General features: G+C 71.6%; 20 protein-coding genes. 12 read left to right on the plus strand and 8 right to left on the minus strand.

All coding sequences use genetic code 11. The features are described from left to right. Positions 1 to 40 precede the first annotated feature (40 nt). The 5 genes from MILUP08_RS30145 to valS are packed head-to-tail and all read left to right on the plus strand — an operon-like array spanning position 41 to position 8,423. On the plus strand, positions 41 to 1,513 hold the full coding sequence (locus MILUP08_RS30145) for a DNA-3-methyladenine glycosylase 2 family protein (protein ID WP_039909009.1): 1,473 nt from the start codon (positions 41 to 43) through the stop codon (positions 1,511 to 1,513). Continuing rightward, entirely contained in the window at positions 1,510 to 2,019 is a 510-nt protein-coding gene (locus MILUP08_RS30150; RefSeq protein WP_007464976.1) for a methylated-DNA--[protein]-cysteine S-methyltransferase, read from the plus strand. The genes MILUP08_RS30145 and MILUP08_RS30150 overlap by 4 nt, the downstream gene beginning before the upstream one ends. Before the next feature lie 37 nt (positions 2,020 to 2,056). Continuing rightward, positions 2,057 to 3,925, plus strand: a complete 1,869-nt coding sequence (locus MILUP08_RS30155) for an ABC transporter ATP-binding protein (RefSeq protein WP_007464977.1) — start codon at positions 2,057 to 2,059, stop codon at positions 3,923 to 3,925. After that, complete coding sequence (locus tag MILUP08_RS30160; RefSeq protein ID WP_007464978.1) at positions 3,922 to 5,802, plus strand: ABC transporter ATP-binding protein; 1,881 nt, start codon at positions 3,922 to 3,924, stop codon at positions 5,800 to 5,802. Before MILUP08_RS30155 ends, MILUP08_RS30160 begins: the two co-directional genes overlap by 4 nt. 56 nt (positions 5,803 to 5,858) lie before the next feature. After that, positions 5,859 to 8,423: a valine--tRNA ligase gene (gene valS / locus MILUP08_RS30165; protein WP_007464979.1), complete on the plus strand. Its 2,565-nt coding sequence runs from the start codon at positions 5,859 to 5,861 to the stop codon at positions 8,421 to 8,423. Positions 8,424 to 8,472: 49 nt separating this feature from the next. Here valS and MILUP08_RS30170 read toward each other — a convergent pair whose 3' ends face one another. The 5 genes from MILUP08_RS30170 to MILUP08_RS30190 all read right to left on the minus strand — a co-directional run bounded on the left by MILUP08_RS30170 (position 8,473) and on the right by MILUP08_RS30190 (position 12,649). Further along, positions 8,473 to 9,117, minus strand: coding sequence for a hypothetical protein (locus MILUP08_RS30170; RefSeq protein WP_007464980.1), 645 nt, complete (start codon positions 9,115 to 9,117; stop codon positions 8,473 to 8,475). Positions 9,118 to 9,210: 93 nt separating this feature from the next. Further along, a complete protein-coding gene (locus MILUP08_RS30175; RefSeq protein ID WP_007464981.1) occupies positions 9,211 to 9,921 on the minus strand; it encodes an ABC transporter permease in 711 nt (236 codons plus the stop codon). A 4-nt stretch (positions 9,922 to 9,925) separates the two neighbouring features. Beyond that, positions 9,926 to 10,837: an ABC transporter ATP-binding protein gene (locus tag MILUP08_RS30180; RefSeq protein ID WP_007464982.1), complete on the minus strand. Its 912-nt coding sequence runs from the start codon at positions 10,835 to 10,837 to the stop codon at positions 9,926 to 9,928. Next, positions 10,837 to 11,742, minus strand: coding sequence for an ABC transporter permease (locus MILUP08_RS30185; RefSeq protein WP_007464983.1), 906 nt, complete (start codon positions 11,740 to 11,742; stop codon positions 10,837 to 10,839). Before MILUP08_RS30185 ends, MILUP08_RS30180 begins: the two co-directional genes overlap by 1 nt. Continuing rightward, entirely contained in the window at positions 11,735 to 12,649 is a 915-nt protein-coding gene (locus MILUP08_RS30190) for an ABC transporter ATP-binding protein (RefSeq protein ID WP_007464984.1), read from the minus strand. The genes MILUP08_RS30185 and MILUP08_RS30190 overlap by 8 nt, the downstream gene beginning before the upstream one ends. A 236-nt stretch (positions 12,650 to 12,885) precedes the next feature. Between MILUP08_RS30190 and MILUP08_RS30195 the strand changes: the two genes are divergently transcribed. The 4 genes from MILUP08_RS30195 to galT all read left to right on the plus strand — a co-directional run bounded on the left by MILUP08_RS30195 (position 12,886) and on the right by galT (position 18,028). Then, entirely contained in the window at positions 12,886 to 14,400 is a 1,515-nt protein-coding gene (locus MILUP08_RS30195; protein ID WP_007464986.1) for a glycosyltransferase family 2 protein, read from the plus strand. A gap of 88 nt (positions 14,401 to 14,488) precedes the next feature. Next, complete coding sequence (gene cysC, locus MILUP08_RS30200) at positions 14,489 to 16,018, plus strand: adenylyl-sulfate kinase (RefSeq protein ID WP_007464988.1); 1,530 nt, start codon at positions 14,489 to 14,491, stop codon at positions 16,016 to 16,018. 112 nt (positions 16,019 to 16,130) lie between these two features. Continuing rightward, entirely contained in the window at positions 16,131 to 16,955 is an 825-nt protein-coding gene (locus tag MILUP08_RS30205) for a DeoR/GlpR family DNA-binding transcription regulator (protein WP_007464989.1), read from the plus strand. Further along, entirely contained in the window at positions 16,952 to 18,028 is a 1,077-nt protein-coding gene (galT, locus tag MILUP08_RS30210; protein WP_007464992.1) for a galactose-1-phosphate uridylyltransferase, read from the plus strand. Before MILUP08_RS30205 ends, galT begins: the two co-directional genes overlap by 4 nt. A 715-nt stretch (positions 18,029 to 18,743) precedes the next feature. Here galT and MILUP08_RS30215 read toward each other — a convergent pair. Beyond that, positions 18,744 to 19,961 (minus strand): NADP-dependent isocitrate dehydrogenase, encoded by a 1,218-nt coding sequence (locus MILUP08_RS30215; protein WP_007464993.1) that lies wholly within the window; start codon positions 19,959 to 19,961, stop codon positions 18,744 to 18,746. Between the two features lie 136 nt (positions 19,962 to 20,097). Here MILUP08_RS30215 and MILUP08_RS30220 point away from each other — a divergent pair, with 136 nt between their 5' ends. After that, a complete protein-coding gene (locus MILUP08_RS30220) occupies positions 20,098 to 20,904 on the plus strand; it encodes an MBL fold metallo-hydrolase (RefSeq protein ID WP_007464995.1) in 807 nt (268 codons plus the stop codon). 144 nt (positions 20,905 to 21,048) lie between these two features. Here the strand turns inward: MILUP08_RS30220 and MILUP08_RS30225 are convergent, their stop codons facing one another. Both MILUP08_RS30225 and MILUP08_RS30230 read right to left on the minus strand, forming a co-directional pair. Next, positions 21,049 to 21,999, minus strand: a complete 951-nt coding sequence (locus MILUP08_RS30225) for a malate dehydrogenase (RefSeq protein ID WP_007464997.1) — start codon at positions 21,997 to 21,999, stop codon at positions 21,049 to 21,051. Positions 22,000 to 22,127: 128 nt separating this feature from the next. Continuing rightward, positions 22,128 to 22,988 (minus strand): bifunctional methylenetetrahydrofolate dehydrogenase/methenyltetrahydrofolate cyclohydrolase, encoded by an 861-nt coding sequence (locus MILUP08_RS30230; RefSeq protein WP_039909011.1) that lies wholly within the window; start codon positions 22,986 to 22,988, stop codon positions 22,128 to 22,130. Positions 22,989 to 23,435: 447 nt separating this feature from the next. Here MILUP08_RS30230 and MILUP08_RS30235 point away from each other — a divergent pair, with 447 nt between their 5' ends. After that, the gene (locus MILUP08_RS30235; protein WP_007465001.1) at positions 23,436 to 25,037 is read left to right on the plus strand and encodes a peptide ABC transporter substrate-binding protein; all 1,602 of its coding nucleotides are present in this window, start codon (positions 23,436 to 23,438) and stop codon (positions 25,035 to 25,037) included. Between the two features lie 200 nt (positions 25,038 to 25,237). Next, positions 25,238 to 26,176 (plus strand): ABC transporter permease, encoded by a 939-nt coding sequence (locus MILUP08_RS30240; protein ID WP_007465003.1) that lies wholly within the window; start codon positions 25,238 to 25,240, stop codon positions 26,174 to 26,176. The last annotated feature ends 63 nt before the right edge of the window (positions 26,177 to 26,239 follow it).

The raw sequence follows: 26,239 nt of genomic DNA on the forward strand, positions 1-26,239 counted from the left end.
CGCCAGCCGAGGGCCCGACCAGCGGGGCACCATGGGTGACGTGGAGATGGACTTCGAACGGTGCTACCGCGCGGTGGACAGCCGTGACCAGCGGTTCGACGGCTGGTTCTACACCGGCGTGACGTCGACCGGGATCTACTGCCGGCCGTCCTGCCCGGCGACCACGCCCAAGCGGCGCAACGTCCGGTTCTTTCCGTCGGCCGCCGCCGCGCAGGGTGCCGGGTTGCGCGCCTGCCGCCGCTGCCGACCGGACGCGGCACCCGGCTCGCCGCAGTGGGACGTCCGCGCCGACGTGGTCGGCCGGGCGATGCGACTGATCGCCGACGGGGTGGTCGACCGGGACGGCGTGCCGGGGCTGGCCGCCCGCCTCGGCTACACCGAACGGCACCTGCACCGGATGCTGCGCGCCGAGATGGGCGCCGGGCCGCTCGCGCTGGCCCGGGCCCAGCGGGCGCAGACCGCCCGGATCCTGATCGAGACGACAGGCCTCGGCATGGCCGAGATCGCGTTCGCCGCCGGGTTCGGCAGCGTGCGGCAGTTCAACGACACGGTCCGCGAGGTGTACGCGAGCGCACCGTCGGAGCTGCGGACGGCCCGGGGCCGGCACCTGGCGGCGGTCGGGGCGGGCACGATCACGCTCCGACTGGCGTACCGTCCGCCGCTGCACGCCCGGGCGCTGCTGGACTTCCTCGCGCTGCGCGCGCTGCCCGGGGTGGAGGAGGTGCGCGACGGGACGTACCACCGGGGTTTGCGGTTGCCGCACGGCGTCGGCCAGGTGGCGCTGACCCCGGCGGACGGGCACGTGGCGGCGACGCTGCGCCTGGCCGACCTGCGTGACCTCGCGCCGGCGGTGGCCCGCTGCCGACGCCTGCTCGATCTGGACGCGGACCCGGTCGCCGTCGACGCCACGCTCGCGGCGGACCCGGCACTGGCCCCGGCGGTGGCCGCCGAGCCCGGCATCCGCGTCCCCCGCGCGGTGGACGGCTTCGAAATGGCGGTAAGAGCGGTAATAGGCCAACAAGTCGCGGTCACCTCAGCGAGAACCACCCTCACCCGCCTCCTGGCCGCCCGCGTCGATCATGAGGTTGACGAGGTCGACGGAGATCAAACCCCAGGTCAACCTCATGATCAACGGGATGGTCTGCGGGGGTTTCTCAGCCCGGAGGAGGTTCTGGGGTTGCCGGACTCCGCTTTTGGGATGCCTGGTCGGCGGCGGGAGACCATTCGGGGGCTTGCCCTTGCCGTCGCGGACGGGACGCTCGACCTGGCGCCGGGTGGTGACCGGGAGGAGACCGTACGGCGGCTGCTCGCGCTGCCCGGCATCGGTCCGTGGACCGCCAACTACCTCGCCATGCGCGCCCTCGGCGACCCGGACGTCCTCCTCGACACCGACCTCGCGATCCGCCGCGGCGCAACCGCGCTCGGCCTGCCCGACACGACCCTCACCGCGCACGCCGAACGGTGGCGCCCCTGGCGGTCCTACGCCACGATCAGACTCTGGAGAGCGGCATGAGCATCGACAGCACCGTCCTGACCACCCCGACCGGCCCGCTGAGCATCCTCGCCGGCCCGGACGGCGAGGTCCTGGCGGCCGGTTTCACACCCGACCCGGCGGCGCTGCTGCCCCTGATCCACCCGACCCTGCGGGCGCCGCTGCGGCAACGCGCCGACCTCGGGCCGGCCACCGTGGCCGTCCGGTCCTACCTGGACGGCGACCTCACCGCCATCGACTCGGTCCCGGTACGGCAGCACACCGGCGGCGCGTTCATGGCGCACGCCTGGCAGGTGCTGCGGGACGTTCCGGCGGGCACCCCGGTCACCTACACCGGGTACGCGGCGCTGGCCGGCCGGCCACCGGCGGTACGCGCCGCGGCGGCGGCCTGTGCCCGCAACGCGGCGGCGCTCTTCGTACCCTGCCACCGGGTGCTGCGCACCGACGGCACCCTCGGCGGCTACCGCTGGGGGCTGGACGTGAAGAAGTGGCTTCTCGGTCATGAGCGGCGGTTGACAGCAAGCTGACAGCAGCATCGACACCTATTGACGCTACCTTCGGGTAGTGCCTGTGGAGAGCGACGGCGACCGGGCCGCCCCGGTCGCCGCGGGCCGCCACCCCGTGCACAACCTCTGGCGGTTGCGCCGCTACCTGCGCCCGTACGCCGCCGAGTTCGCCTGGTTGCTGGTCGCAGGGCTCGCCGGCACGGCCGCCGGGATCGCCGTACCGCTTGTGGTGCAGCGGGTGGTGGACGGGCCGGTGGCCCGGCACGAGCCGGCGGGTCTGCTCCAGCTCGGTGGTCTGGCGCTGGTGCTCGGCGTGGTCGAGGCGGCCCTCATCTTCATCCGCCGGTGGGTGCAGTCCTCCTCGGCCGTGGGCATGGAGGCGGCACTGCGCGCCGACGTCTACGCGCACCTGCAACGGCTGCCGGCCAGCTTCCACGACCGCTGGCAGTCCGGCCAACTGCTCTCCCGGATCACCAGCGACCTGTCGGTGATCCGCCGGTTCCTCTCGTTCGGTGTCTTCTTCCTGGTGCTCAACCTGACCACCTACGTGGTGGTGGTGCTGCTGCTGATCCATCTGCACGCGGCCCTCGGGCTGCTGGTCGCGGCCAGCGCCGTGCCACTGCTGCTGATCACCCGCCGCTTCGGCCGGCACTACCACACCGCGTCCCGCCGGATGCAGGATCAGCAGGGCGACGTGGCGACGCTTGTCGAGGAGACCGCGCAGGGCCTGCGCACCATGAAGGCGTACGGCCGGGGGCCGGAGTTGGCGGCCCGCTTCGCCGCCGGGGCCCGCACGCTGCACGACACCGGTGTGGGCAAGGGCCGGCTGCTGGCGAACACCGCGGCGCTGCTCGACCTCGTGCCCAACGTGACCCTGGGCGTGGTGCTGGTGGCCGGGGCCGCCGCCGCCGCGCAGGGTGTGCTCACCATCGGCGAACTGGTGGCGTTCGCCAGCCTCCAACTGATGCTCATCTGGCCGGTGCAGTCGCTGGGCTGGATCATCGCCAACGGTCAGGAGGCGGCCACCGCCGCGGACCGCATCCAGGAGGTGCTGGACACTCCGCCGCAGATCGTGGACGCTCCGGACGCCCGCGTGCTGGCCCGGGACGCGGTCCACGGCCGGCTCCGCTTCGAACGGGTCGACTTCCGCTACCCGGGCGCCAGCGCCGCCGTACTGCACGGGATCGATCTGACCGTCGAGCCGGGCGAGACGTTGGCTCTGGTCGGGGCCACCGGCTGCGGCAAGAGCACCCTGCTCTCCCTGGTGCCCCGGCTGCACGAGGTGACCGGCGGCCGGATCACCCTGGACGGGCACGACCTGCGCGAGCTGCGGCTGGCCTCGCTGCGCCGACTGGTCGGGGTGGCGTTCGAGGAGCCCACGCTCTTCTCGATGTCGGTGCGGGAGAACCTCACCCTGGGCCGCCCGGACGCCGACGACGACGAGGTCCGCGCGGCCCTCGCGCTGGCCCAGGCCGATTTCGCGTACGACCTGCCGTGGGGTCTGGCGACCCGGGTGGGTGAGCAGGGGCTGTCCCTCTCCGGCGGCCAGCGGCAGCGGTTGGCGCTCGCGCGGGCGGTGCTCGGCCGCCCGGCGCTGCTGGTGCTCGACGACCCGCTGTCCGCCCTCGACGTGCACACCGAGGCGCTCGTGGAGGCGGCGCTGCGGCAGGTCCTGCGGGCCAGCACCGCGCTGCTGGTGGTGCACCGGCCGTCGACGATCGCACTGGCCGACCGCGTCGCCCTGCTCGACGACGGACGGATCGCCGCGGTCGGCAGGCACTCGGAACTGCTGGCGAGCGTGCCCGCCTACCGGGCGTTGCTCGCGGCCGAGCCGCCGGCCGGGGTCACCGACGCGACGCCGGGGCGCACCGGGCCGGCGGCGCCCGACGCGTCCACCCCGGACGGCTGGGGGCTGGTGCGCTCGTGAACTCCGCGGAGCCTGTCGACCCGCCCGGTGGGGAGGAGCCGGAGCTGAACCGCTGGCGGGGAACGGCAACCGACCCGGAGGCCGACCGGAGTCGGGCCGAGGAGACCACCCCGGAGGCGGTGGCCCGGCTGCGCCGGCACAGCCGAGCCCTGCTTGCCGACCTGCTGCGCCCGCACCGGGGTCGGCTCGCCGCGGCGGTCGGCCTGCTGCTGGCGCAGAACGCCGCCGCAATGGCCGGCCCGTACCTCGTCATGGTCGGCATCGACCGGGCCATCCCGCCGCTGCGGGCCGGGAACACCACCCCGCTTGTCGCCGTCGCCGGGGCGTTCGCCGTGGCCGCCGTCACCGAGTACGCGGCCCGCCGCGGCTTCCTCGCCCTCTCCGCCCGGATCGGCCAGGCCGTCCTCCTGGACCTGCGGCAGCGGGTGTTCGGGCACTTCCTGCGGCTGTCGGTGGGCTTCCACGAGCGGTACACGTCGGGCCGGATGGTGTCCCGGCTCACCAGTGACCTGGACTCGATCGCCGAACTGGTCGACGGTGGGATCGACAGCCTGGTGCTGGCCGCGCTGTCGATCCTGACGGTGGCCGGCATCCTGCTCTGGCTGGACCTGCCGCTGGCCGCGGTGACGCTGTTCGCGTTCCCGTTCCTGTTCTGGCTCTCCCGCTGGTTCGCCCGGGCGTCGGCGGGCGCGTACCGGCGGACCCGGGAGGCCGTCGCGCTTGTCATCGTGCACTTCGTCGAGTCGATGCGGGGCATCCGGGCCGTGCAGACGTTCCGCCGGGAGCCCCGCAACCAGCGGATCTTCGTGGCGCTCGGCGACGACTACCGGCAGACCAGCCTGCACGCGTTCCGGCTGATCGCCACGTACTCGCCGGCGATCAAGCTGATCGGCAACGTCACTGTCGCGCTCGTGCTCTGCTACGGCGGTTGGCGGGTGCTCGGCGGGCGGACCGAGGTCGGGGTGCTCGCCGCGTTCCTGCTCTACCTGCGCCGCTTCTTCGAGCCGATGCAGGAGCTGAGCCAGTTCTACAACTCGTTGCAGTCGGCGACGGCCGCGCTGGAGAAGCTGGCCGGGGTGCTCGACGAGCGGCCGGCCGTGGCCGAACCCGCCCGGCCGGTGCCGCTGCCGACCGGCAGCGGTCACGGCGAGCTGACCTTCCGGGGCGTCTCCTTCGGCTATCGCGCCGACACGCCCATCCTCGCCGGGCTGGACCTGACCGTGCCGGCCGGACAGACGGTGGCGCTGATCGGGCCGACCGGCGCGGGCAAGTCGACGATCGCCAAGCTGGTCGCCCGGTTCCACGACCCGGACGCCGGCAGCGTCCTGCTGGACGGGATCAACCTGCGCGAGGTGGCCGACGCCGACCTGCGCCGCGCGGTGGTGCTGGTGACCCAGGAGAACCACCTGTTCAGCGGCACGGTCGCGGAGAACATCCGGTTCGGCCGGCCGGACGCCGACGACGCCGAGGTGCGGGCCGCCGCGCAGGCGATCGGCGCGCACGACTTCATCGCCGCGCTCCCCGACGGGTACGCGACGCAGGTGCACCGGCGCGGCGGCCGGCTCTCCGCCGGGCAGCGGCAACTTGTCGCGTTCGCCCGGGCGTTCCTGGCCGACCCGACAGTGCTGATCCTCGACGAGGCGACGTCGTCACTTGACGTGCCGACGGAACGGCTCGTGCAGCGGGCGCTCGGCACCATCCTGCGGGACCGTACCGCGCTGGTGATCGCACACCGCCTCTCCACTGTGGAGACCGCCGACCGGGTGCTCGTCCTCGACGGCGGGCAGCTCGTCGAGGACGGCCCACCCGCCGTTCTGGCCGCCACCGACGGTCGCTACGCGGCCCTGCACCGGCAGTGGCGCGACTCGCTCGTGTAGAGGCGGCGATACGCAACTCCGTGGCCCGGCACCCTACTGATGCCTACGATCGGCAGATGACCGATACGGCGAGGACGGCCCGCGCCGGCGTTCCCGAGCGTCCGAGTCTGGACGGGCTCGAGGAGCGCTGGGCGCACCGCTGGCAGGAGGACGGCACGTACGCGTTCGACCGCGCGAAAAAGCGGGGCGACGTGTACTCCATCGACACCCCGCCGCCGACCGTATCGGGCGAGCTGCACATGGGTCACGTCTTCTCGTACACGCACACCGACACCGTCGCCCGCTACCAGCGGATGCGCGGCAGGGCCGTGTTCTACCCGATCGGCTGGGACGACAACGGCCTGCCCACCGAGCGTCGGGTGCAGAACGTGTACGGGGTGCGCTGCGACCCGGCCCTGGCGTACGACCCGGTGTGGCGGCCCCCGGCCACCCCTGTCGACGACGCCGCGCGCCGCGACCCCACGCCGATCTCGCGGCGCAACTTCATCGAGCTGTGTGAGCTGCTGACGGTCGCCGACGAGCAGGTCTTCGAGGCCCTCTGGCGGCGGCTCGGGCTCTCGGTGGACTGGTCCCTGACGTACACGACGATCGGTCGGGTGGCGCGCGCCACGAGCCAGCGGGCGTTCGTGCGCAACCTGCGCCGCGGCGAGGCGTACCAGGCGGAGGCGCCGACGCTGTGGGATGTCGGCTTCGCCACCGCGGTCGCCCAGGCCGAGTTGGAGGATCGGGAGCGCCCCGGGGCCTACCACCGGCTGCGGTTCGTCGGGCCGGGCGGGCGCGAGGTGCTCATCGACACCACCCGGCCGGAGCTGTTGCCGGCCTGCGTCGCGCTGGTCTGCCACCCCGACGACGAGCGGTACGCCGACCTGGTGGGTACGACGGTGCGCAGCCCGCTGTTCGACGTCGAGGTGCCGGTGCGCGCCCACCCGCTCGCCGAGCCGGGCAAGGGCACCGGCGTCGCGATGGTCTGCACGTTCGGCGACCTGAGCGACGTGACCTGGTGGCGGGATCTCGAACTCGACACCCGGGTGGTCATCGGCCGCGACGGCCGCCTGCTCCCCGAGCCACCGGCCGGGGTGCCCGCCGCGCCGTACGCGGCGCTGGCCGGGCAGACCGTCAACGGCGCCCGCCGGGAGATCGTCGGGATGCTCGCCGACGCGGGTGACCTGATCGGTGAGCCGCGCCCGATCACCCATCCGGTGAAGTTCTACGAACGCGGCGACCGGCCACTGGAGATCGTCTCGACCCGCCAGTGGTATCTGCGCAACGGCGGGCGGGACGCCGACCTGCGGGCGACACTGCTGGCCCGGGGCGCGGAGCTGCACTGGGTGCCGGCGCACATGAAGCACCGCTACGACAACTGGGTGGGCGGCCTGACCGGCGACTGGCTGGTCAGTCGGCAGCGCTTCTTCGGCGTGCCGGTGCCGGTGTGGTACCGGCTCGACGACGCTGGCGAACCGGACTGGTCCCACCCTCTCACGCCCGATGAGTCCGCGCTGCCAGTCGATCCATCGAGCGATCCGGCGCCCGGTTTCCACGAGTCGCAGCGCGGCCGACCAGGCGGTTTCCTCGGTGACCCGGACGTGCTGGACACCTGGGCGACCTCGTCGCTGACCCCGCAGATCGTCGGTGGCTGGGAGACCGACCCGGACCTGTTCGCGAAGGTCTTCCCGATGAACCTGCGTCCGCAGGGGCAGGAGATCATCCGGACCTGGCTGTTCGACACCGTCGTCCGGTCGCACTTCGAGCACGGGGTGCTGCCCTGGCGGGACACCGTGCTCTCCGGCTGGATCCTCGACCCGGACCACAAGAAGATGGCCAAGTCCAAGGGGAACGTGGTCACCCCGCTGGCCCTGCTCGAGCAGCACGGCTCGGACGCGGTGCGCTACTGGGCGGCCAGCGGCAAGCCCGGCATGGACCTGGCCTTCGACCCGGCGCAGATCAAGGTCGGCCGGCGGCTGGCCACGAAGCTGCTCAACGCGACGAAGTTCGCGCTCGGCCTCGGCGCCGGGGACGCGTTGCGCGCGGTGGCGACCGCCCCGCTGGACCGGGCCATGCTCGCCGAACTGGCCACCGTGGTCAGCGCCGCGAGCACCGCCTTCGACTCCTACGACCACACGGCCGCGTTGCAGGCCACCGAGGCGTTCTTCTGGCGCTTCTGCGACGACTACATCGAGTTGGTCAAGGAACGGGCGTACGGCGCCGGAGCGGCGGCCGACTCGGCGCGGGCAGCGCTGGCCGGCGCACTGTCGGTGCAGCTACGGCTGTTCGCCCCGGTGCTGCCGTACGTCACCGAGGAGATCTGGTCGTGGTGGCGGTACGGGTCGGTGCACCGCGCGCCCTGGCCCACCACGTACGAGGTGGACCGGACGATCGAGGGGACGGGCGAGCCGGCGCTGCTGCGGCTCGCGGGTGACGCGTTGGGCCAGGTGCGGCGGGCCAAGTCGGAACGGAAGCTGTCCATGAAGGCGGAGGTGCCGCTGGCCGAGGCGCTGGGCCCGGCGGCGCTGCTGGAGCAGCTCACCCTGGTCGCCGACGACCTGCGCGCGGCCGGCCGGATCGGCAAGCTCGACCTGCTCCCGGACCGCACCCCGGAACTCGTCATCGCCTGCGCCTTCTGACCGGCGTCCGCCGCCGCCCACCCCCCGGGGGCGGCGGCGGACCCGTCGCTCACCAGCCGCGCAGGAAGCGCAGGCCGAGCAGGATGGCCGCCACGGCCGGCCCGACCAGCAGGGTGATCGCCTGGAGCCGGTACGGCATCCGATGCCGGGTCAGCTCGCCCGCGTTGCCCAGCACGATCGCCCCGGCCAGCATCAGGAACACGCCCCACCAGCCCGTCTCCAGGTGGAGGAGACGGATGTGGATCAGTTGCAGGGTCGCGCCGAGCAGCGCGCCGGTGAGCGCGAGCAGCGCCACCGCGCGGTGCAGACCACGCGCCAGCGGGTGGGCGGCCCGCCAGCCGTACGTGCCGGCGACCGCCAGGCAGGGCAGCCCCACCAGCAGCGGCCAGCCCTCCCCCATCGCCCCGAACATCAGCAGCGCGCCCACCACGAACACGAGCGTGCCGACGCAGGCGATGACGTACCCGGCGAAGGCCCGACCGCCGCCGCGGGCCAGCAACGGCCCGCCGCCGGCCGCGATCAACGCGGCCGGGATCAGGATGAAGCCGGCCCACCAGTGGAACCGTCCGCTGCCCTGGGCGGCCGTCGCGACCGTCGCGCACGCCAGCCCGGCGACCGCCAGGCTCGTGAGCCACGGCCGGCTGCTCCGGGAGTACGGCTCAGCCAACGATGTCCAATCCGCTTCGACGCTCACACCCACGAGCCTGGGCCCAGGTGCCCCGTCCGGTCCATCCGGCCAGCCCTACCCGTCGCCGGGGGCTGGCCGGAACCGTACCCCGCACCGGCCTCAGCTCGTCTCGCCGGCCACGCTGAACGAGCGGAGGCGGTCGATCGCCAGCACTGTGAAACCGACACTGACCAGCGCGGTCATCACGGAGGCGACGGGCACCGACACGGTGGTCTCCAGCAGTCCGCTGGGGGCGAGCCGGTCGGCGAGGGCGATCACGTACTGCTGGATGGAGAGCACCTTCGTGCCACTGACGAAGTTGCCCAGCAGCCCCTCCCAGATCAGCACGTAGACCAGGCCGAGCAGCACCGGCCGCCGGGTGACCAGGCTGAGCGCGAGGAACAGCGCCGAGTACGCCAGCGCGCCGAGCGCCGCCGCGAACGCCAGCGCCAGACCGAGGCGTACCGAATCGGCAAGCACGCCCGCGACGTAGAGCGGCACCGCGACGGTGGCCGCGGTGACCCCGGCGGCCACCCCGAGCTTCGGCAGGATGATCTGCCAGCGCGGCAGAGGCTTCGTCAGGATGTGCACGACGGTGCCGTCGTCGATCTCCGCGCCCAGCACGCCGGTACCGATGATCAACGACACCACCGGCAGCACCACCGCCAGGCCGAGGCCGACCAGCACCGGCGGCCCCCACTCGCCCGGGTCCACGCCCAGCGACCGACAGAGGACGGCCAGCCCGAGCAGCACCAACGGCAGCGGGAGCAGCAGCAGGAACCGGCGCCGGCCGAACAGGCCACGCGCGGTGATCCAGGTAATGGTCGACATGTTCTCAGGCCTCCACCAGGTAGGAGAAGACGCTCTCCAGGGACTCGTCGGACGGCACCAGCTGACGCACCCGGATGCCCTGGCTCAGGGCGATCCGGGGCAGCGCCCGGGTGAAGGCGCCGTAGTCGCCGGCGCGTACGGTCAGGCCGGTGCGGTCCAGCTCGACGCCGCTCACCGACGCCTCGGCGATCAGGGCGACGGCAAGCGCCCGGTCGTCGGTGGAGCGCACCGCGAAGACGTGCGGGCGGTTGGTCATCAGCCGGCGGATGGTCCGGAAGTCACCGGAGGCCGCCAGTCGACCGGCCACCATCACCTGCACCGTCCCGGAGACCTGCTCGACCTCCTCCAGGATGTGCGAGCTGAACAGGATCGTCCGGCCGGCGTCACCCAGCTTGTGCAGCAGCTCCATCATGTGCAGCCGCTGGCGCGGGTCCATGCCGTTGAACGGCTCGTCGAGCAGTAACACCTGCGGGTCGTGCACCAGCGCGGCGGCCACCCGGGCGCGCTGACGCATCCCCTTGGAGTACGTGCCGATCCGGCGGTCCTGCGCCGACTCCAGCTCCACCAGGTCGATGGCCCGCCGGGCCGCCGCCGCCGGGTCGGCCAGCCGGTGCAGCTTCGCGCTGGCGAGCACGAACTCGTACGCGGTGAGGAAACTCTGCACCGCCTCCCGCTCGCTGACCAGCCCCAGCCGGCGGTAGACGTCGGGATTGCGCCAGGTCGGCTCGTCGTCGAGGGTCACCGTTCCGCGCGACGGGGCGAGGAACCCGGCCATCATGTGCAGCAGCGTGGTCTTGCCGGCGCCGTTCGGCCCGAGCAGACCTGTCACGCCCGGCCCGAGGGCCATGCTGATGTCGTTGACGGCGACCACGTTGCCGTACCACCGGGACACCCCGGTCAGGCTCAGCGTGCTCATCAGGAGGCGACCTTCCGGTAGCGGGCCAGCAGGAGGGCGGCCGCGCCGGCGACCAGCAGCACCGCGACCAGGGCGTAGACCGGGCCGAACCCGCCGATCATCATCTCGCCCGGATCGCCCTCGACCAGCAGGTCACCCAGCGACCAGATGCCCACTCCCTGCACCAGCGTGGTGGGCGAGGCAAGCCCGGCCAGCTCGTTGGCCGTATGCGACGGCAGGATGCTCAGCACCCCCACGATCGGGGTCGTCATCAGGAAGACCGCGACCACGCCGCCGGCGGCGAAGGCGCGCTTGCCGGTCAGCGACGCGATGAGCAGCCCCACCGAGGCGAAGACCACCGCCCACAGCCCCGCGTAGAGCAGGCCGGGAAGCAGGTCGAGCAGCTCGTTCCAGACCCCCTTCAGCCCGTCCTTGGTGGTGAACGCGGCGCCCAGGAACATCACCAACTGCGGCCCACCGAGCAGCAGCCAGAGGCCGGTGACCAGCGCGAGCAACTTGGCGAGCGCGTAGTCGGCGCGGGGCAGCGGGCGGGAGAAGTACAGCGGCAGCACACCGCTGCGCAGGTCCCGGGAGACCAGCTCCGGCGCGGCCACCGCGACGAAGAACAGGACCAGCCAGCTCATCGCGTCGGCGAACTGGGCGTACGTGGCGACCGGCTCGCCGAGCTGGCTGCGGAGGGCCGCCAGGGCCACCGCGACCAGGGTGACGATGCCGACCACCAGCCACGGGAAGATCTTGGCCTTGGCGCTGCGCCCGAACCCGAAGATGGTGCGCAGCCCGTGCAGGTAGAGCGCGCCGAAGACGTGCCGGCGACCCAGCCGTGGGCCCTCGTAGCGCTGGTAGCCGATGTCGTGGATGACGCCTGTCGGCGTGGGCCGCACGGCGGCCGATGACAGCTCAGGCATGGGTGAGCTCCCTCGTGGCGAAGAGTTCGGACACCCGGTGCCGGCGCTGGTCCAGCCGGTGCAGAGGCAGGTCCAGTTCGGCGACCGCGCCGAGGATCAGGTCGTAGGTGCTGTCGTCGGCGAGCGGTACGAGCAGCAGCCGGCCGTCCCGCGCCACCGGCAGGTCGAGCGCCGCGAGCCGGGCGGCCAACTCCTCGGTGCCCTCGCTGACCTCGACGGCCAGCACGTCGGTGGCCGTGGTCATCGCGGAGATGTGATCCGCGCGCAGCAGCCGGCCACCGTCGATGGCGATGAGCGTGTCGCAGATCCGCTCGACCTCGCCCAGCAGGTGTGAGCACACCAGCACGGAGATGCCGAACTCGGTGCCGATCCGGTGCACAAGCGCCAGCATGGCGTCCCGGCCGGCCGGGTCCAGCCCGTTGGTCGGCTCGTCGAGCAGCAGCAGGTCGGGGTCGTGCACCAGCGCCTGGGCCAGCTTGACCCGCTGCTTCATGCCTGTGGAGTAGCCGCCGACCGGGCGGTAGCGCTCCTCGTAGAGCCCGACGTGGCGCAGCGCCTCCGAGGCGCGCTCGCGGGCCGCGGTACGCGGCAGGCCGCTCATCCGGCCGAGGTGGGTCACCAGCTCGGCGGCGGACAGATCCGGTGGGAGGCAGTCGTGCTCGGGCATGTAGCCGACGCGGGCACGGACCGCCGCCGGTTCGGCGGTCGGGTCGATGTCGAGCACCGAGACCTGACCGCTGGTCGGGGCGATCAGGCCGAGCAGGATCTTGATCAAGGTGGATTTGCCGGCGCCGTTCGCGCCCACCAGGCCGATGATCCCGGGCTCGACGGCGACGGTGAGGTCGGTGAGCGCGGTGACCCGACCTCCGTACGTCTTGGTGAGCGACTGGGTCGCGATCAGTGTCACGACGCCAGCGTAGGGAGTCGATGGCCCGTACCGACACCGGCGCGCCCCCGGTGCTCCCCTGATCCTCACGCGACCCACCCCTAAGGTCCGCCGAGCGCAACGACGAACGTTTGCGCCGGTCGTGCGTTCGGCAAGACCCCGCCGCCGCAAAGACCCCTCCGGGGTGGCACGATTCACTTCCCGTTCACCGGGCAGTGTTCCGGGGGATATTCGGCCGCCAAAGCGGAAGGATCGTGATGGTCGAGGTTGGCGTCCCCAAGGTGAGTGTCGTGGTGCCCGCGTACAACTGCGGTCGGCACATCGAGAAGCTGGTGGCGTCGCTGCTGCGCCAGTCGTTACCCGCCGACGAGTTCGAGGCGATCTTCGTCGACGACGGGTCGACCGACGGCACGGGCGAACGGCTGGACCGGCTGGCCGCCGAGCACCCGCACATCCGGGCACTGCACATCGAGAACTCGGGCTGGCCGTCGCGCCCGCGCAACCTCGGCATCGAGGCGGCCCGCGGCGAGTACGTCTTCTTCGCCGACGACGACGACTGGTTCGCCGACCAGGCGTTGGAACGGCTCTACGACTGCGCGAAGACGTACGACGCGGACGTGGTGATCGGGAAGATGGCGGGGCACGGGCGCGCCGTGCCCCGGGAGCTGTTCCGCAAGAACCGCTTCGACGCCACCCTGGAGAACTCCCCGCTGATCGACAGCCTGACCTGCCACAAGATGTTCCGCCGCTCCTTCCTCAACGAGCACGGCCTGCGGTTCCCGGAGGGCGGCAAGCGGCGACTCGAGGACCACGCCCTGGTCGTACGGGCCTACTTCCTGTCCCGCCACACCTCCGTGCTGTCCGACTACACCTGCTACCACCACGCCCAGCGCGGCGACGCCCGCAACGTCACCGCGGCGCGGCTGGAGCCGGCGAGCTACTTCGCGAGCGTGCGCGACGTGCTCGACGTCGTCACCGCTCACACCGAGCCGGGGCCGCTACGCGACCGGCTGCACCGGCGGTGGCTGCGCAACGAGATGATCAACCGGCTGCGCGGCAAGCGGCTGCTGAATGCTCCCGAGGACTGGGTGGAGCAGGTCGCCGCCGAGGTCCAGCAGATCATCAAGGAGACGTTCGCTCCCGGGGTCGCCGCCGGCCTCCCGCCGCTGCAACGGGCAGTGGCGTACCTGACCGAGCACGGCCGGGTCGCGGACCTGCGACGGCTGGCCCGGTGGGAGTCGGGCGTCGCCGGGCACGGCAGGATCGACGCCCTCCGGCCGGACGAGCACGCCGTCACCGTCACCGTCGCCGCCGAGCTGCGCTCCGCGGACCAGCCGATCGGCTTCCGCGCCGACGGAGGGCGCGACGTGCTGGTGCTTCCGGTCGACGAGATCTCCCCCGAGGTGCTGGACTCCACCGCGCAGGTACGCAAGGCTCGCCTCGACGTGGTGGCCCGCCGCCGGGAGACCGGCGACGAGATCTTCCTACCGGTGCAGTTCCAGACCGAGCGGGTCACGGGCGGCGACGGCACGGAGACAGTCCACCTGGTGCACCGCGCCACCACCACCATCGACTTCCGCGCCCTCAACGGGGGCCGCACCCGTGGCAGTTGGCTCCTCAAGGCACGGATCACCAACGCCGGGTGGACCGAGGACGCACAGCTGCCGCTGCTCTTCATCTGCCCGGCCGACGGCGTGCCGCCGCGGATCCGCGACGAGCGGAAGGTCTGGAACTGGTTGCGGTCGGCGGTGGCTCGCCGGGTCCGGCGCTGACCCGACCGCTCGGGTCGTGGAGTGGCGGCCTCGACCGATCGGCGGTCGGCTGCGAAACTGTGTGCCGGTCAGCGAGTGGGGGGTGTGGATGAGCAACGGCTGGGTGCTGCCCGACGAGGTGCTCCGGGACGCGCCGGCGTACACGCCGCGTCCTGGTGAGCTCGCGGATCTTGAGCTGCTGCTGACCGGCGCGTACGCCCCCCTGACCGGCTTCATGACCCGCGCCGACCTGGTGTCGGTGAGCCGACGCGGCCGACTTGCCGACGGCACGCCGTGGCAGGTTCCGGTGACCCTGCAGGTGCCGGCCGCGCTGGCGCAGGGCTTCGACCCGCGCGACCCGGCCCGGCGGGCCCTGGTGCTGACCGACGGCGAGGGGGCGCCGGCCGCCGCCCTCGACGTCGCGGACGTCTGGCCGGTACGCGAGGGCGTGGCGGGCCTGGGTGGTCAGCTCCGCCGGCTCGGCGAGGGCGGTCACGGCCCGTTCCAGCGGTTGCGTCGCAGCCCGGAGGAGGTCCGCGCGCTGCTGCCGCCGGGTCGGGTGCTCGGGGTCATCGCCGACCGTCCGCTGCACCGGCCGCAGCTCGCCCAGATCGCGCACGCCGCCCGCACCCTGGCCGCGCACCTGCTGGTGATGATCCCGGTCGGCGAGGGCGGTGTCGGCGGGCTCGCGCCGGAGGCGCTGGTGCGTACGATCTTCGCCGCCCGGGACCGGATGCCCCCGGCCACCCTGGTGGCCGTGCCGCTGTCGCACCGCCGGGAGGAGATCAGCGACGCTCTGCTGCGCGCCCGCGTCTCCGCCGCGTACGGGGTCACCCACCTGCTCTCGACCGGGGACATGCTCTCCGGCGCCGGACTGCGGGTGCTGGTGCCGCGTGAGCTGGCGTACGACAACAGGGACGGGCAGTGGCGTTGGCGGGAGGACATCCCGCCGCGTAACCGCCGCCTCGCGCTCACCCAGGACGAGATCGACGACCTGCTCGACCGGGGCTTCCCGCTGCCGGAGTGGCACACGCCTCCGGCGGTGGCGAAGGAGTTGGCGCGGGCCCGTCCGCCGCGCCGGCACCGAGGGCTGGTGGTCTTCCTGACCGGCCTCTCCGGCTCCGGCAAGTCCACCATCGCCCGAGGGCTGGCCGACGCGCTGCGCGAGAGCGGCGACCGGACGGTGACCCTGCTCGACGGGGACGTGGTACGCCGGGAGCTCTCCGCCGGTCTGGGCTTCAGCAAGGCCGACCGCGACCTCAACGTCAGGCGGATCGGCTGGGTGGCGGCCGAGATCGCCCGGCACAACGGGGTGGGCATCTGCTGCCCGATCGCCCCGTACGCGGCGGCCCGCGCGACGGCACGGGAGATGGCCCTGGCCGCCGGGGCGGGCTTCGTGCTGGTGCACGTCGCGACGCCGCTGGAGGTGTGCGAGCAGCGGGACCGCAAGGGCCTGTACGCGCGGGCCCGCGCCGGTCTGCTCACCGGCATGACCGGCATCGACGACCCGTACGAGGAGCCGACGGACGCGGACCTGGTGCTCGACACCACCCACCTGAGCATCGCGGACGCGGTGCAGGCCGTGCTGCATCACCTGACCGAGAGTGGCTGGGTGGAGTTGAAGATCCAGTCGGCCTGAGGCGTCGTCCCACCCCTTTCCTTCCGCCGGTTCCGGGCACGCGCTAGTGTTCATGTTTGTTGGAACACGTTCGACCGCGTGAGAGTACGTGGACCCTCGGGAGGCACGGCGCATGCTCGCTCAACAGCGGCAGTCGGCGATCCTGGATCGGGTCCGGTCCGCCGGTGGTGTTCGCGTGACAGACCTGGCGACCGAGTTCGGCGTCTCCGACATGACCATCCGCCGCGACCTGGAGACCCTGCACGACCGCGGCCTGCTGGCCAAGGTGCACGGCGGCGCCACCGCGGCCGGCCCCAGCTCGACCGACGAGCCGGGCTTCCACGCCAAGTCGGTCCGTCAACTGCCGGAGAAGGCCGCCATCGCGGACCGGGCCGCCCGGCTCGTCCGGCCCGGCGCGGCGGTCGCCCTCTCCGCCGGCACCACCACCGCCGAACTGGCCCGCCGACTGGTGGACGTCCCCGGCCTGACCGTGGTGACCAACTCGCTGCCGGTGGCCGAGATCCTGCACGGCGCGGGCCGGCCCGATCAGACGGTGGTGCTCACCGGCGGCGTGCGGACCCCGTCGGACGCGCTTGTCGGGCCACTCGCGGTCGGCGCCGTCCGGCGGCTGCACCTGGATCTGCTCTTCCTCGGCGTCCACGGCATCACCGAACGGGCCGGCTTCACCACCCCGAACCTCATGGAGGCGGAGATCGACCGGGCGCTGGTGGCCGCGGCGGACCGGCTGGTGGTGCTCGCCGACCACACGAAGTGGGGCACGGTGGGCATCTCCTCGATCGTCGAGCTGGCCGCAGCTCACGTACTGGTGAGCGACGAGGCGTTGCCACCGCCCGCACGACGGGTACTCGGCGAACAGGTGGGCGAATTGATCATGGCAAAGGCAACAAGGGCGGGCCGCGCGACGCGCACGCCGACGAGTGAGGAGACGGCGACGTGAAGCGCACCGCGATCGACCTGGCCGACGGCCGGGAGCTGATCTACTTCGACGAGAACGACGACGCCGTCCGCGACCAGCCGGACCGCCGGGACCTGCCGCCACCGCCACCCGCGTCGCAACTGCGCTACGACCCGCTTACCGACGAGTGGGTGGCCGTGGCCGTGCACCGGCAGACCCGCACCTTCCTCCCGCCCGCGAACGAGTGTCCTCTCGATCCCTCGGTGGGCGACCGACTGACCGAGATCCCCGCTCCGGACTACGACGTGGTGGTCTTCGAGAACCGGTTCCCGTCGTTGAGTGGCCGCGTCGCGGACGAGCCCGGGGAGATCACCCCGTTCACGCCGGTCCGGCCGGGCGTGGGCCGGTGCGAGGTGGTCTGCTTCACCTCCGACCACAACGCCTCCTTCGCCAGCCTCCCGCCGCGTCGCGTCCGCACCGTGCTCGACGCGCTCGCCGACCGGACCGAGGTGCTCGGCGAACTGCCCGGCGTGGAGCAGGTGTTCTGCTTCGAGAACCGGGGCGTCGAGATCGGCGTCACACTGCACCACCCGCACGGGCAGATCTACGCGTACCCCTTCGTGACGCCGCGCACCCGGGCGCTGCTGGCCGCGGCCCGCAGGCACGCCGAGCGGACCGGCGGGGGCAACCTGTACGCGGACGTGCTGGCCGCCGAGCGCGCGACCGGCGACCGGGTGGTCACCGAGAACGACCACTGGACGGCGTTCGTGCCGGCGGCGGCCCGCTGGCCGTTCGAGGTGCACGTCGCGCCGCGCCGCGTGGTGCCGGACATCCCGGCGCTCAGCGACAGCGAGCGGGACGCCTTCGGGCCGCTCTACCTGGATCTGCTGCGCCGCTTCGACGGCCTGTTCGACATGCCGATGCCCTACATCGCGGCGTGGCACCAGGCGCCGGTGCGGATCGACCGCGAGCTGGGCCACCTGCACCTTCAGCTGTTCAGCATCCGGCGGGCCAAGGACAAGCTGAAGTACCTGGCCGGCTCCGAGTCGGGGATGGGCGTCTTCATCAACGACATCTCCCCCGAGCGCGCCGCCGAACTGCTCCGCGCCGCCTGATCGGGCACACCGGCAGGGCAGGTGGAGCCGGCGGGGCGGGCATTGCGGGAGACAGGGCGCGGGGGGCCCGGGACAGGGCCCCCCGCAGGGAAGGGACGGCTGGCTGTGCTCGACACAGCCGGGAAGGCTGCCTGATCGGCACGCATACCGCGGTCGACCGCGGTCAACCTTCCTTGGACGCGACTGGCATCTCGTCCACCCTGGTCAACGAGGCGCGCTGGGCCGGGTGACGCCGCAGAGGTGTCACCCGACGGACACGCCGGAGCCCGGCAGCCCGGCAGCCCGGCGATCATTGAAGTCGGTGGGCATGCGGATCCCGGCCAGCCAAGCTGGCCCGGCCACACAAAGCTGAGCCCGGCTGGACAAAGCTGAGCCCGGCTGGACAAGCTGAGCGCGGCCGGACAAGCTCAGGGCCGGCCGAGCGCGGCCCGACCAGCCGAAGTCCTCCGGCCCTGTAGAGCTGCCCCATGGGTGGGGCAGTCATCCGCCGGGCGGCCGGTCCTGGGGTGCTCCCACCGGATCTGCCCCAGAGGTGGGGCAGCTCTACAGGGGCGAGCAACGTCATCAGACGCTGGATCGGGCAGGGACGGCACCGACACCGAGACCCCGCCGAAGACACCGCTCCGCGCCGAAGACACCGGAGCGCCGAGGACCAGCCGGACACGCCGGAGCCCGCCGGCGGGTACCGACGGGCTCCGGTGCTGGTGCGGTCGAATCAGGCGGCGAGCCTACGGGCCAGGTTCTCGTCGAGCGCGTTCATGAACTCGTCGGTGGTCAGCCACGGGGCGTCGCGCGAGATGAGCAGCGACAGGTCCTTGGTCATCTGGCCACCCTCGACGGTGTCGACGATGACCTGCTCCAGCGTGTTGGCGAACTCGGTCACCGCCGGCGTGCCGTCCAGCTTGCCCCGGTGGGCGAGGCCCCGGGTCCAGGCGTAGATCGACGCGATCGGGTTGGTCGAGGTCTTCTCGCCCTTCTGGTACTGCCGGTAGTGCCGGGTGACAGTGCCGTGCGCGGCCTCGGCCTCGACGGTACGGCCGTCCGGGGAGAGCAGGACCGAGGTCATCAGGCCCAGCGAGCCGAAGCCCTGCGCGACGGTGTCGGACTGCACGTCACCGTCGTAGTTCTTGCAGGCCCAGACGTAGCCGCCCTCCCACTTGAGCGCGGCGGCGACCATGTCGTCGATGAGCCGGTGCTCGTAGGTGATGCCGGCGGCGTCGAACTCGGCCTTGAACTCGGTCTCGAACACCTCGGCGAAGATGTCCTTGAACCGGCCGTCGTACGCCTTGAGGATGGTGTTCTTGGTGGACAGGTAGACCGGGTAGTTGCGGTCCAGCCCGTACCGGAACGACGCCCGGGCGAAGTCCCGGATCGAGTCGTCGAAGTTGTACATGCCCATGGCGATGCCGCCGCCGGGGAAGTTGGCGACCTCCATCTCCATGGGGGCGCCGCCGTCAGCCGGGGTGTAGGTGATGGTCACCGTGCCCGGGCCGGGGACGACGAAGTCGGTGGCCTTGTACTGGTCACCGTGGGCGTGCCGGCCGATGATGATCGGCTTGGTCCAGCCGGGGACCAGCCGCGGCACGTTGGACATGATGATCGGCTCGCGGAAGACGACGCCGCCGAGGATGTTGCGGATGGTGCCGTTGGGCGACCGCCACATCTTCTTCAGGCCGAACTCCTCCACCCGGGCCTCGTCCGGGGTGATGGTCGCGCACTTGACGCCGACGCCGTGCTCCTTGATGGCGTTGGCGGCGTCAATGGTGACCTGGTCGTCGGTCTCGTCGCGGTACTGGATCGACAGGTCGTAGTAGTGCAGGTCGACGTCGAGGTAGGGCAGGATCAGCTGCTCCCGGATCTGCTTCCAGATGATCCGGGTCATCTCGTCGCCGTCGAGCTCCACGACCGGGTTGTTTACCTTGATCTTCGCCATCGGCCGGCGCTCCTCTCGGGGGACACGTGCTCAAGCAGTACGAGCGTACTGCAATTGGGCCGGCAGCCCTCAGCCGGCCTCGACGGACCGGAAAACCGGGCTGCGCGACACAGCAGTTCCCTGACACCATCGCTCGATGCCACTGAGCCGCATCCTCGGGTCTATCACGGTGACCGCACTCACGGACGCCGAGGGGGTCTTCTTCCAGCCTCGCGCGGAGGCATTTCCGCACGCCACGGCGGCCCAGTGGCAGGAGGCCGACCGCCGCGACCCCGCCTCGGTCACCGCCGACGGGCAGTGGTGGCTACCGTTCCGCAGTTTCGCGATCCGCGCCGGCGACGGGCCGGTGACCCTGGTCGACGCCGGGGTCGGCCCGGCCGACTCCCCGGCCGCGAGCTGGGCACCGGTACCGGGGAGGCTGCCCGCCGAACTGGCGGCCGCCGGCATCGACCCGGCCGACGTCGACACGGTCGTGCTGACCCACCTGCACAGCGACCACATCGGTTGGGCGGTCACCGGCACGCCGGGCCGGCCGTACTTTCCCAACGCGAACTACCTGCTCCAGCGCACCGAACTGGAGGCGGCCGAGGCGATCAACCCGGGGCTGCCGGCCGGGCTGGTCGCGCCGTTGCGCGCCGCCGGCCAGCTCCGGGTGGTCGACGGCGACACTCCACTCACCCCGGGGGTACGCCTGCTGAGCACCCCGGGGCACACTCCCGGCCACCAGTCGGTGCTCCTGACCACCGCCGACGAGCGGATGCTGCTCACCGGCGACCTCCTGGTGCACGTGGTGCAACTGATCGACCCCACCCTGGCGTACGCCCACGAGGAAGACCCGGACCAAGCCCGCACCTCCCGCCTGACCGCCCTGCAAACCCACAACCCCACCGTCCTGGCAACCCCCCACCTCTCCACCCCCTTCACCCCCCTGCGAGCGGGTTGATCATGGGGTTAGCGGGGCCGTTGATCTCCATCACCCTCGTTAACCTCATGATCAACCGTGGGTAGACGGACGAGTGGGGTTGGGGGGACGGCGAAGGGCCCGCCGGATCGGCCGGCGGGCCCTTCGCGTGGTTGGTTCGGGGAACTACATGCTGGAGACGTCGCCCTGCTTGGCGCGGACGGCCTCGGCGGCGGCCAGGAGGCTGGCCCGCTCGTCGGCGTCCAAGTCGGTCTCGACGACCCGACGGACACCCTCGGCGCCGATCTCGGCCTCGACACCCAGGTAGACGCCGGAGATGCCGTACTCGCCGTCGACCCAGGCGCAGACCGGCATGACGTCGCCGGAGTCCTCGGCGACCGCCTTCGCCATCCGGGCGGCGGCGGCGGACGGGGCGTAGTACGCCGAACCCGTCTTGAGCAGCGCGACCACCTCGGCGCCACCGTTGCGGGTCTTGACGACCAGCTCCTCGATCTGCTCGGCCGGCATCGCGTCACGCAGCGGCTTGCCGTTGACGGTGCTCCTGGACGGCACCGGGACCATGGTGTCGCCGTGCGAGCCCAGGGTCAGCGTGCGGACCGACGCCACAGGTACGTTCAGCGCCTCGGCGACGAAGTTGCTGAACCGGGCGGTGTCGAGCATGCCGGCCTGACCGAGGACCCGGTTCTTGGGGAACTGGGTGGCGATCTGCGCCAGCGCGGTCATCTCGTCCAGCGGGTTGGAGACGACGATGACGACGGCGCTCGGGGCGTACTTGGCGACGTTCTCGGCGACCTGCCGCACGATCTTGGCGTTGGTCTCCAGCAGGTCCATCCGGCTCATGCCCGGCTTGCGCGCCAGACCGGCGGTGATCACGACGACGTCGGAGCCCTCGATGGCCTCGTAGCCCTCGCCGTTCGGGCCGGTGGTCACGCCGACGACCTTGGTCTCGAAGCCCTCGATGGCCCGCGACTGGTTGAGGTCGAGTGCGAGGCCCGCGGGCTTGCCCTCCACGATGTCGGTGATCACAACGGTGTCGAAGACGTCGTACTCGGCCAGGCGCTGTGCGGTGGTGGAGCCGTAGAAGCCAGCCCCGACGACAGTGACCTTCTTACCCATGGTCGTCCCACTCCCTGATACCAGTCGGTTTTCCGGACCGTATCAGCCATCCTGGCACCGATCCGGCCAGGGGCGGACAGTTATGACCGGACGGACGCGAACGGCACTCGTGGGACGGCTGCGACGCTTCAGCCGCGCTCGGCGCGCTCCACGACGTTGGTGAGGAGCATGGCGCGGGTCATCGGGCCGACGCCGCCGGGCATCGGCACCAGTGCGCCGGCCGTCTCGGCCACCTCGGGGTCGACGTCGCCGGTGTAGCGGCCCTTGCCGTCCGGGCCGATCACCCGGGTGATGCCGACGTCCACGACCACCGCACCCGGGTTGATCATGTCGGCGGTCAGCAGCCCCGGTACGCCGGCCGCGACGATGACGATGTCGGCGGCCCGGGTGTGCGAGGCGAGGTCAAGGGTGCCGGTGTGGCACAGGGTGACCGTGGCGTTCTCGCTGCGCCGGGTGAGCAGCAGGCCGAGTGGGCGCCCGACGGTGTTGCCCCGCCCGACGACCGCCACGGTGGCACCGCGCAGCGCCACGTCGTGGCGGCGGAGCAGCTCGACGATGCCGCGCGGGGTGCAGGGCAGCGGGCCGTCGTAGCCGAGGACGAGACGGCCCAGGTTGACCGGGTGCAGGCCGTCGGCGTCCTTGGCCGGGTCGATCAGCTCCAGCACCCGCTGGGTGTCCAGGTGGGCGGGCAGCGGCAGCTGGACGATGTAGCCGTGGCACGCCGGGTCGGCGTTCAGCTCGGCCAGGACGTCGTCGACCTGCTGCGGGGTGGCGTCGGCCGGCAGCTCCCGGCGGATCGAGGCGATGCCCACCTCGGCGCAGTCGCGGTGCTTGCCGTTGACGTACGCCTGGCTGCCGGGGTCGGCCCCGACCAGGACCGTGCCGAGCCCGGGGGTGATGCCGCGCTCCGCGAGAGCCTTCACCCGGATCCGCAGCTCGTCCTTGATCTCCGCCGCGGTCGCCTTGCCGTCCAGAACCGTCGCCGTCACCACCAGATCGTCTCATGTCCGGCACCTGCCGATCCGGCGACCTCGCTCCGGCCAGCCGGCGAGGCCCCCGTCACGCCGCCAACGGTAACGATGAGTTACGTGTTGCTCATCACTCTGAGTGACATCCTGTGCAACCCATCACCCGGAAAACGGTAGGACCCCGCGTAGCTGGCCGAGACCGGTCGACTCGCCCGAGGTCGCCGAATCCGCCCCAGGCGGCCACACACCGCTCCCCCATCGTCGGCGGACGTGCAGCCCAGCGCCCGATGTCCCGTTTGGGGTAGCACGCCCGGCGGCACCCGGCAAGGAAGCTGTCCTCGGACCGTTACGCACCCGCAACCGGGCCGTTGTCGACGGCCGGTAACGCGACCTACCGTTACCGCTTGTTGCGCAGCGTAAACCCAGCGTCGGGCCTGACTGCGCAGCGTGAGGAGATGAGGAGGCTCAATGCGAGTTCGTAGACTCGCCGCCTGGACCGCCCTCCCGCTCGCGGTGACGCTGGGCCTCGCGGCCTGCGGCAGCGGCGGAGACGGTGGATCCGGCGGCAGCGGCAATTCGGCGGTCAGCATCCAGATCGGCGAGCCGAAGCACCTGGTTCCCACAAACACCACCGAGACGGCCGGCGCGCAGGTGCTCACCGGCCTGTTCAGCCCGCTCGTCGACTACGACGCCCAGAACAAGCCGTACGAGGTCGCCGCGCAGTCGATCACCTCGTCCGACAACAAGGTCTGGACGATCAAGCTCAAGGACGGCTTCACCTTCCACAACGGCCAGAAGGTCACGTCCGAGGACTACATCAACGCCTGGAACTACGGCGCGTACGCCCCCAACGGCCAGGACAGCAACTACTTCTTCGAGAAGATCGCTGGCTACCCGGACCTGCAGGGCAAGGAGCCGAAGGCCAAGGAGATGACCGGCCTGAAGAAGGTCGACGACCTCACCTTCACCGTGACGCTTGCCGAGCCGTACATCGACTTCCGCACGATGCTGGGTTACACCGCGTTCTACCCGATGCCGGAGGCCGCGTTCTCGGCCCCGGGCGTGCTCAAGGACTCCTACGAGCAGGCGCCGATCGGGCAGGGCCCCTTCAAGATGAAGGGCACCTGGCAGCACGACAGCAAGATCGACGTCGAGCGCTATGACGCGTACCCGGGCGAGAAGGCCAAGGTGCAGAACATCGAGTTCCGGATCTACCAGCAGCTCACCGCGGCCTACGCGGACGTCCTGGCCGACAACCTGGACGTGCTGCCGACGATCCCGAGCGAGAGCCTGAGCACCGCGCCGACCGACCTGGGCGACCGGTACCAGACCAGCCCGATGTCGTCGTTCCAGTTCCTCGCGTTCCCGACGTTCGACAAGGACTACGCGAACCCGGACGTGCGCAAGGCCATCTCGATGGCGATCGACCGTGACGAGATCACCAAGTCGGTCTTCAAGGGCTCGCAGCAGTCGGCGCGCTCCTTCGTCTCGCCGGTCCTGCCGGGCTACCGGGAGAACACCGCGGGCAAGGCGGGCGAGTTCAACCCGACCGAGGCCAAGAAGCTCTACCAGGCCGCGGGCGGCCCGAAGAAGATCGTCATCTCCTACAACGGCGACGGCGGTCACAAGGACTGGGTCGACGCCACGGTCAACCAGCTCAAGGCCAACCTGGGTGTCGACGCCGTCGGTGTCGCCGAGCCGAAGTTCGCCGACCTGCTGACCAAGGTCGAGAAGAAGACGCCGGTGGGTGCGTTCCGGATGGGTTGGGTCATGGACTACCCGACCATGGAGGACTACCTCGGCCCGCTGTACAGCACCAACGGCTCGTCGAACTACTACGGGTACAGCAACCCGGAGTTCGACAAGCTCGTCAAGGAGGGTTCCGCCGCCAAGACGCAGGACGAGGCGATCGCCAAGTACCAGCAGGCGGAGGACATCCTGGCCAAGGACATGCCGGTGATCCCGCTCCGCTTCGGCGAGAACGTGTTCGGCCACTCGTCCAAGGTCAAGAACGTGCAGATGGACCTGTTCCAGCGCGTCAACCTCGTCAAGATCGAAGCGGCCAGCTGAGCTGACCAACGGTTGCGGGCCATCCGGGCGACGACGCCCGGGTGGCCCGGACCGCGCTGTCCGGCGCGGGCCCGCACGCGGGCCGGACCGCCGGTGGCGCCGGCCTCCCCCGGGCCGGACGGCACGTCTCGGATATTTCGGGTACGACCAGAGATGCCGTCCTGCGACCCTTTCGCATATTTCCGGAGAGACTGCTAAGCATGTTCCGCTACATCTTGCGGCGCCTACTCCAGATGGTCCTGGCGTTCTTCGGGACCACCCTGATCGTCTACGCGCTGATGTTCGCCGGCCAGGGCGACCCCATTCAGGCCCTCGCGGGCGAACGACCGGTGACCGCGGCCCAGCGGGCCTACCTGACGGAGAAGTACCACCTCGACGCGACAGGCGTCGGCGGCTTCTTCTACCGCTACTTCGACTACGTCAAGAGCCTGCTCCAGGGTGACCTCGGCCAGTCCCTGACCGGCCGTCAGATCGGTGACATCCTGCAGGCGGCCTGGCCGGTCACCCTCAAGCTCGCGCTCATCGCGCTCGCCGTGGCGATCATCTTCGGAGTCAGCGCCGGCGTGGTCGCCGGCATCCGTCGGGCCAGCATCTTCGACAACTCGACGCTGGTGCTGACCCTGCTCGTGCTGGGCATCCCGACCATCGTGCTGGCGCCGCTCGCCCAGTACTTCCTGGGCGTCAAGTGGCAGCTCTTCCCGCCCACCGCCGGCTCCCAGCCGACGTTCTACGCGCTGCTGCTGCCGGGCATCGTGCTCGGCTCGCTGTCGCTGGCCACCGCGCTGCGGCTGACCCGCACCTCGGTGGCCGAGAACCTGCGCGCCGACTACGTCCGGACCGCGCGGTCCAAGGGCCTGGTCAAGCGCCGCATCGTCACCGTCCACGTGCTGCGCAACTCGCTCATCCCGGTGGTCACCTTCCTCGGCGTGGAGCTGGGCAACCTGATGAGCGGCGCGATCATCACCGAGGGCGTCTTCAACATCCCCGGCGTGGGCTTCAACCTCTTCCGCGGCATCCGCACCGAGGACGGCCCCCTGGTGGTGGGCATCGTCAGCGTGCTCGTCGTGGTCTACCTGGTCTCGAACCTGGTGGTGGACGTCCTGTACGCCGTACTCGACCCGAGGATCCGCTATGAGTGAGCGCAGCGAACGAATCATCAGCGCAGCGTGCCTGGGCTCTCATGCCGGCGCCGAGCGCAGCGA

The sequence above is a fragment of the Micromonospora lupini str. Lupac 08 genome, from assembly GCF_000297395.2.
GTDB classification, from domain to species: Bacteria; Actinomycetota; Actinomycetes; order Mycobacteriales; family Micromonosporaceae; genus Micromonospora; species Micromonospora lupini.

Coding starts and splice junctions, on each gene's coding strand:
- MILUP08_RS30150 (WP_007464976.1), top strand. CDS start 1,510: ATGAGCATCGACAGCACCGTCCTGACCACCCCGACCGGCCCGCTGAGC.
- valS (WP_007464979.1), top strand. CDS start 5,859: ATGACCGATACGGCGAGGACGGCCCGCGCCGGCGTTCCCGAGCGTCCG.
- MILUP08_RS30175 (WP_007464981.1), bottom strand. CDS start 9,921: ATGTCGACCATTACCTGGATCACCGCGCGTGGCCTGTTCGGCCGGCGC.
- MILUP08_RS30180 (WP_007464982.1), bottom strand. CDS start 10,837: ATGAGCACGCTGAGCCTGACCGGGGTGTCCCGGTGGTACGGCAACGTG.
- MILUP08_RS30185 (WP_007464983.1), bottom strand. CDS start 11,742: ATGCCTGAGCTGTCATCGGCCGCCGTGCGGCCCACGCCGACAGGCGTC.
- MILUP08_RS30195 (WP_007464986.1), top strand. CDS start 12,886: ATGGTCGAGGTTGGCGTCCCCAAGGTGAGTGTCGTGGTGCCCGCGTAC.
- cysC (WP_007464988.1), top strand. CDS start 14,489: ATGAGCAACGGCTGGGTGCTGCCCGACGAGGTGCTCCGGGACGCGCCG.
- MILUP08_RS30205 (WP_007464989.1), top strand. CDS start 16,131: ATGCTCGCTCAACAGCGGCAGTCGGCGATCCTGGATCGGGTCCGGTCC.
- MILUP08_RS30215 (WP_007464993.1), bottom strand. CDS start 19,961: ATGGCGAAGATCAAGGTAAACAACCCGGTCGTGGAGCTCGACGGCGAC.
- MILUP08_RS30220 (WP_007464995.1), top strand. CDS start 20,098: ATGCCACTGAGCCGCATCCTCGGGTCTATCACGGTGACCGCACTCACG.
- MILUP08_RS30225 (WP_007464997.1), bottom strand. CDS start 21,999: ATGGGTAAGAAGGTCACTGTCGTCGGGGCTGGCTTCTACGGCTCCACC.
- MILUP08_RS30235 (WP_007465001.1), top strand. CDS start 23,436: ATGCGAGTTCGTAGACTCGCCGCCTGGACCGCCCTCCCGCTCGCGGTG.
- MILUP08_RS30240 (WP_007465003.1), top strand. CDS start 25,238: ATGTTCCGCTACATCTTGCGGCGCCTACTCCAGATGGTCCTGGCGTTC.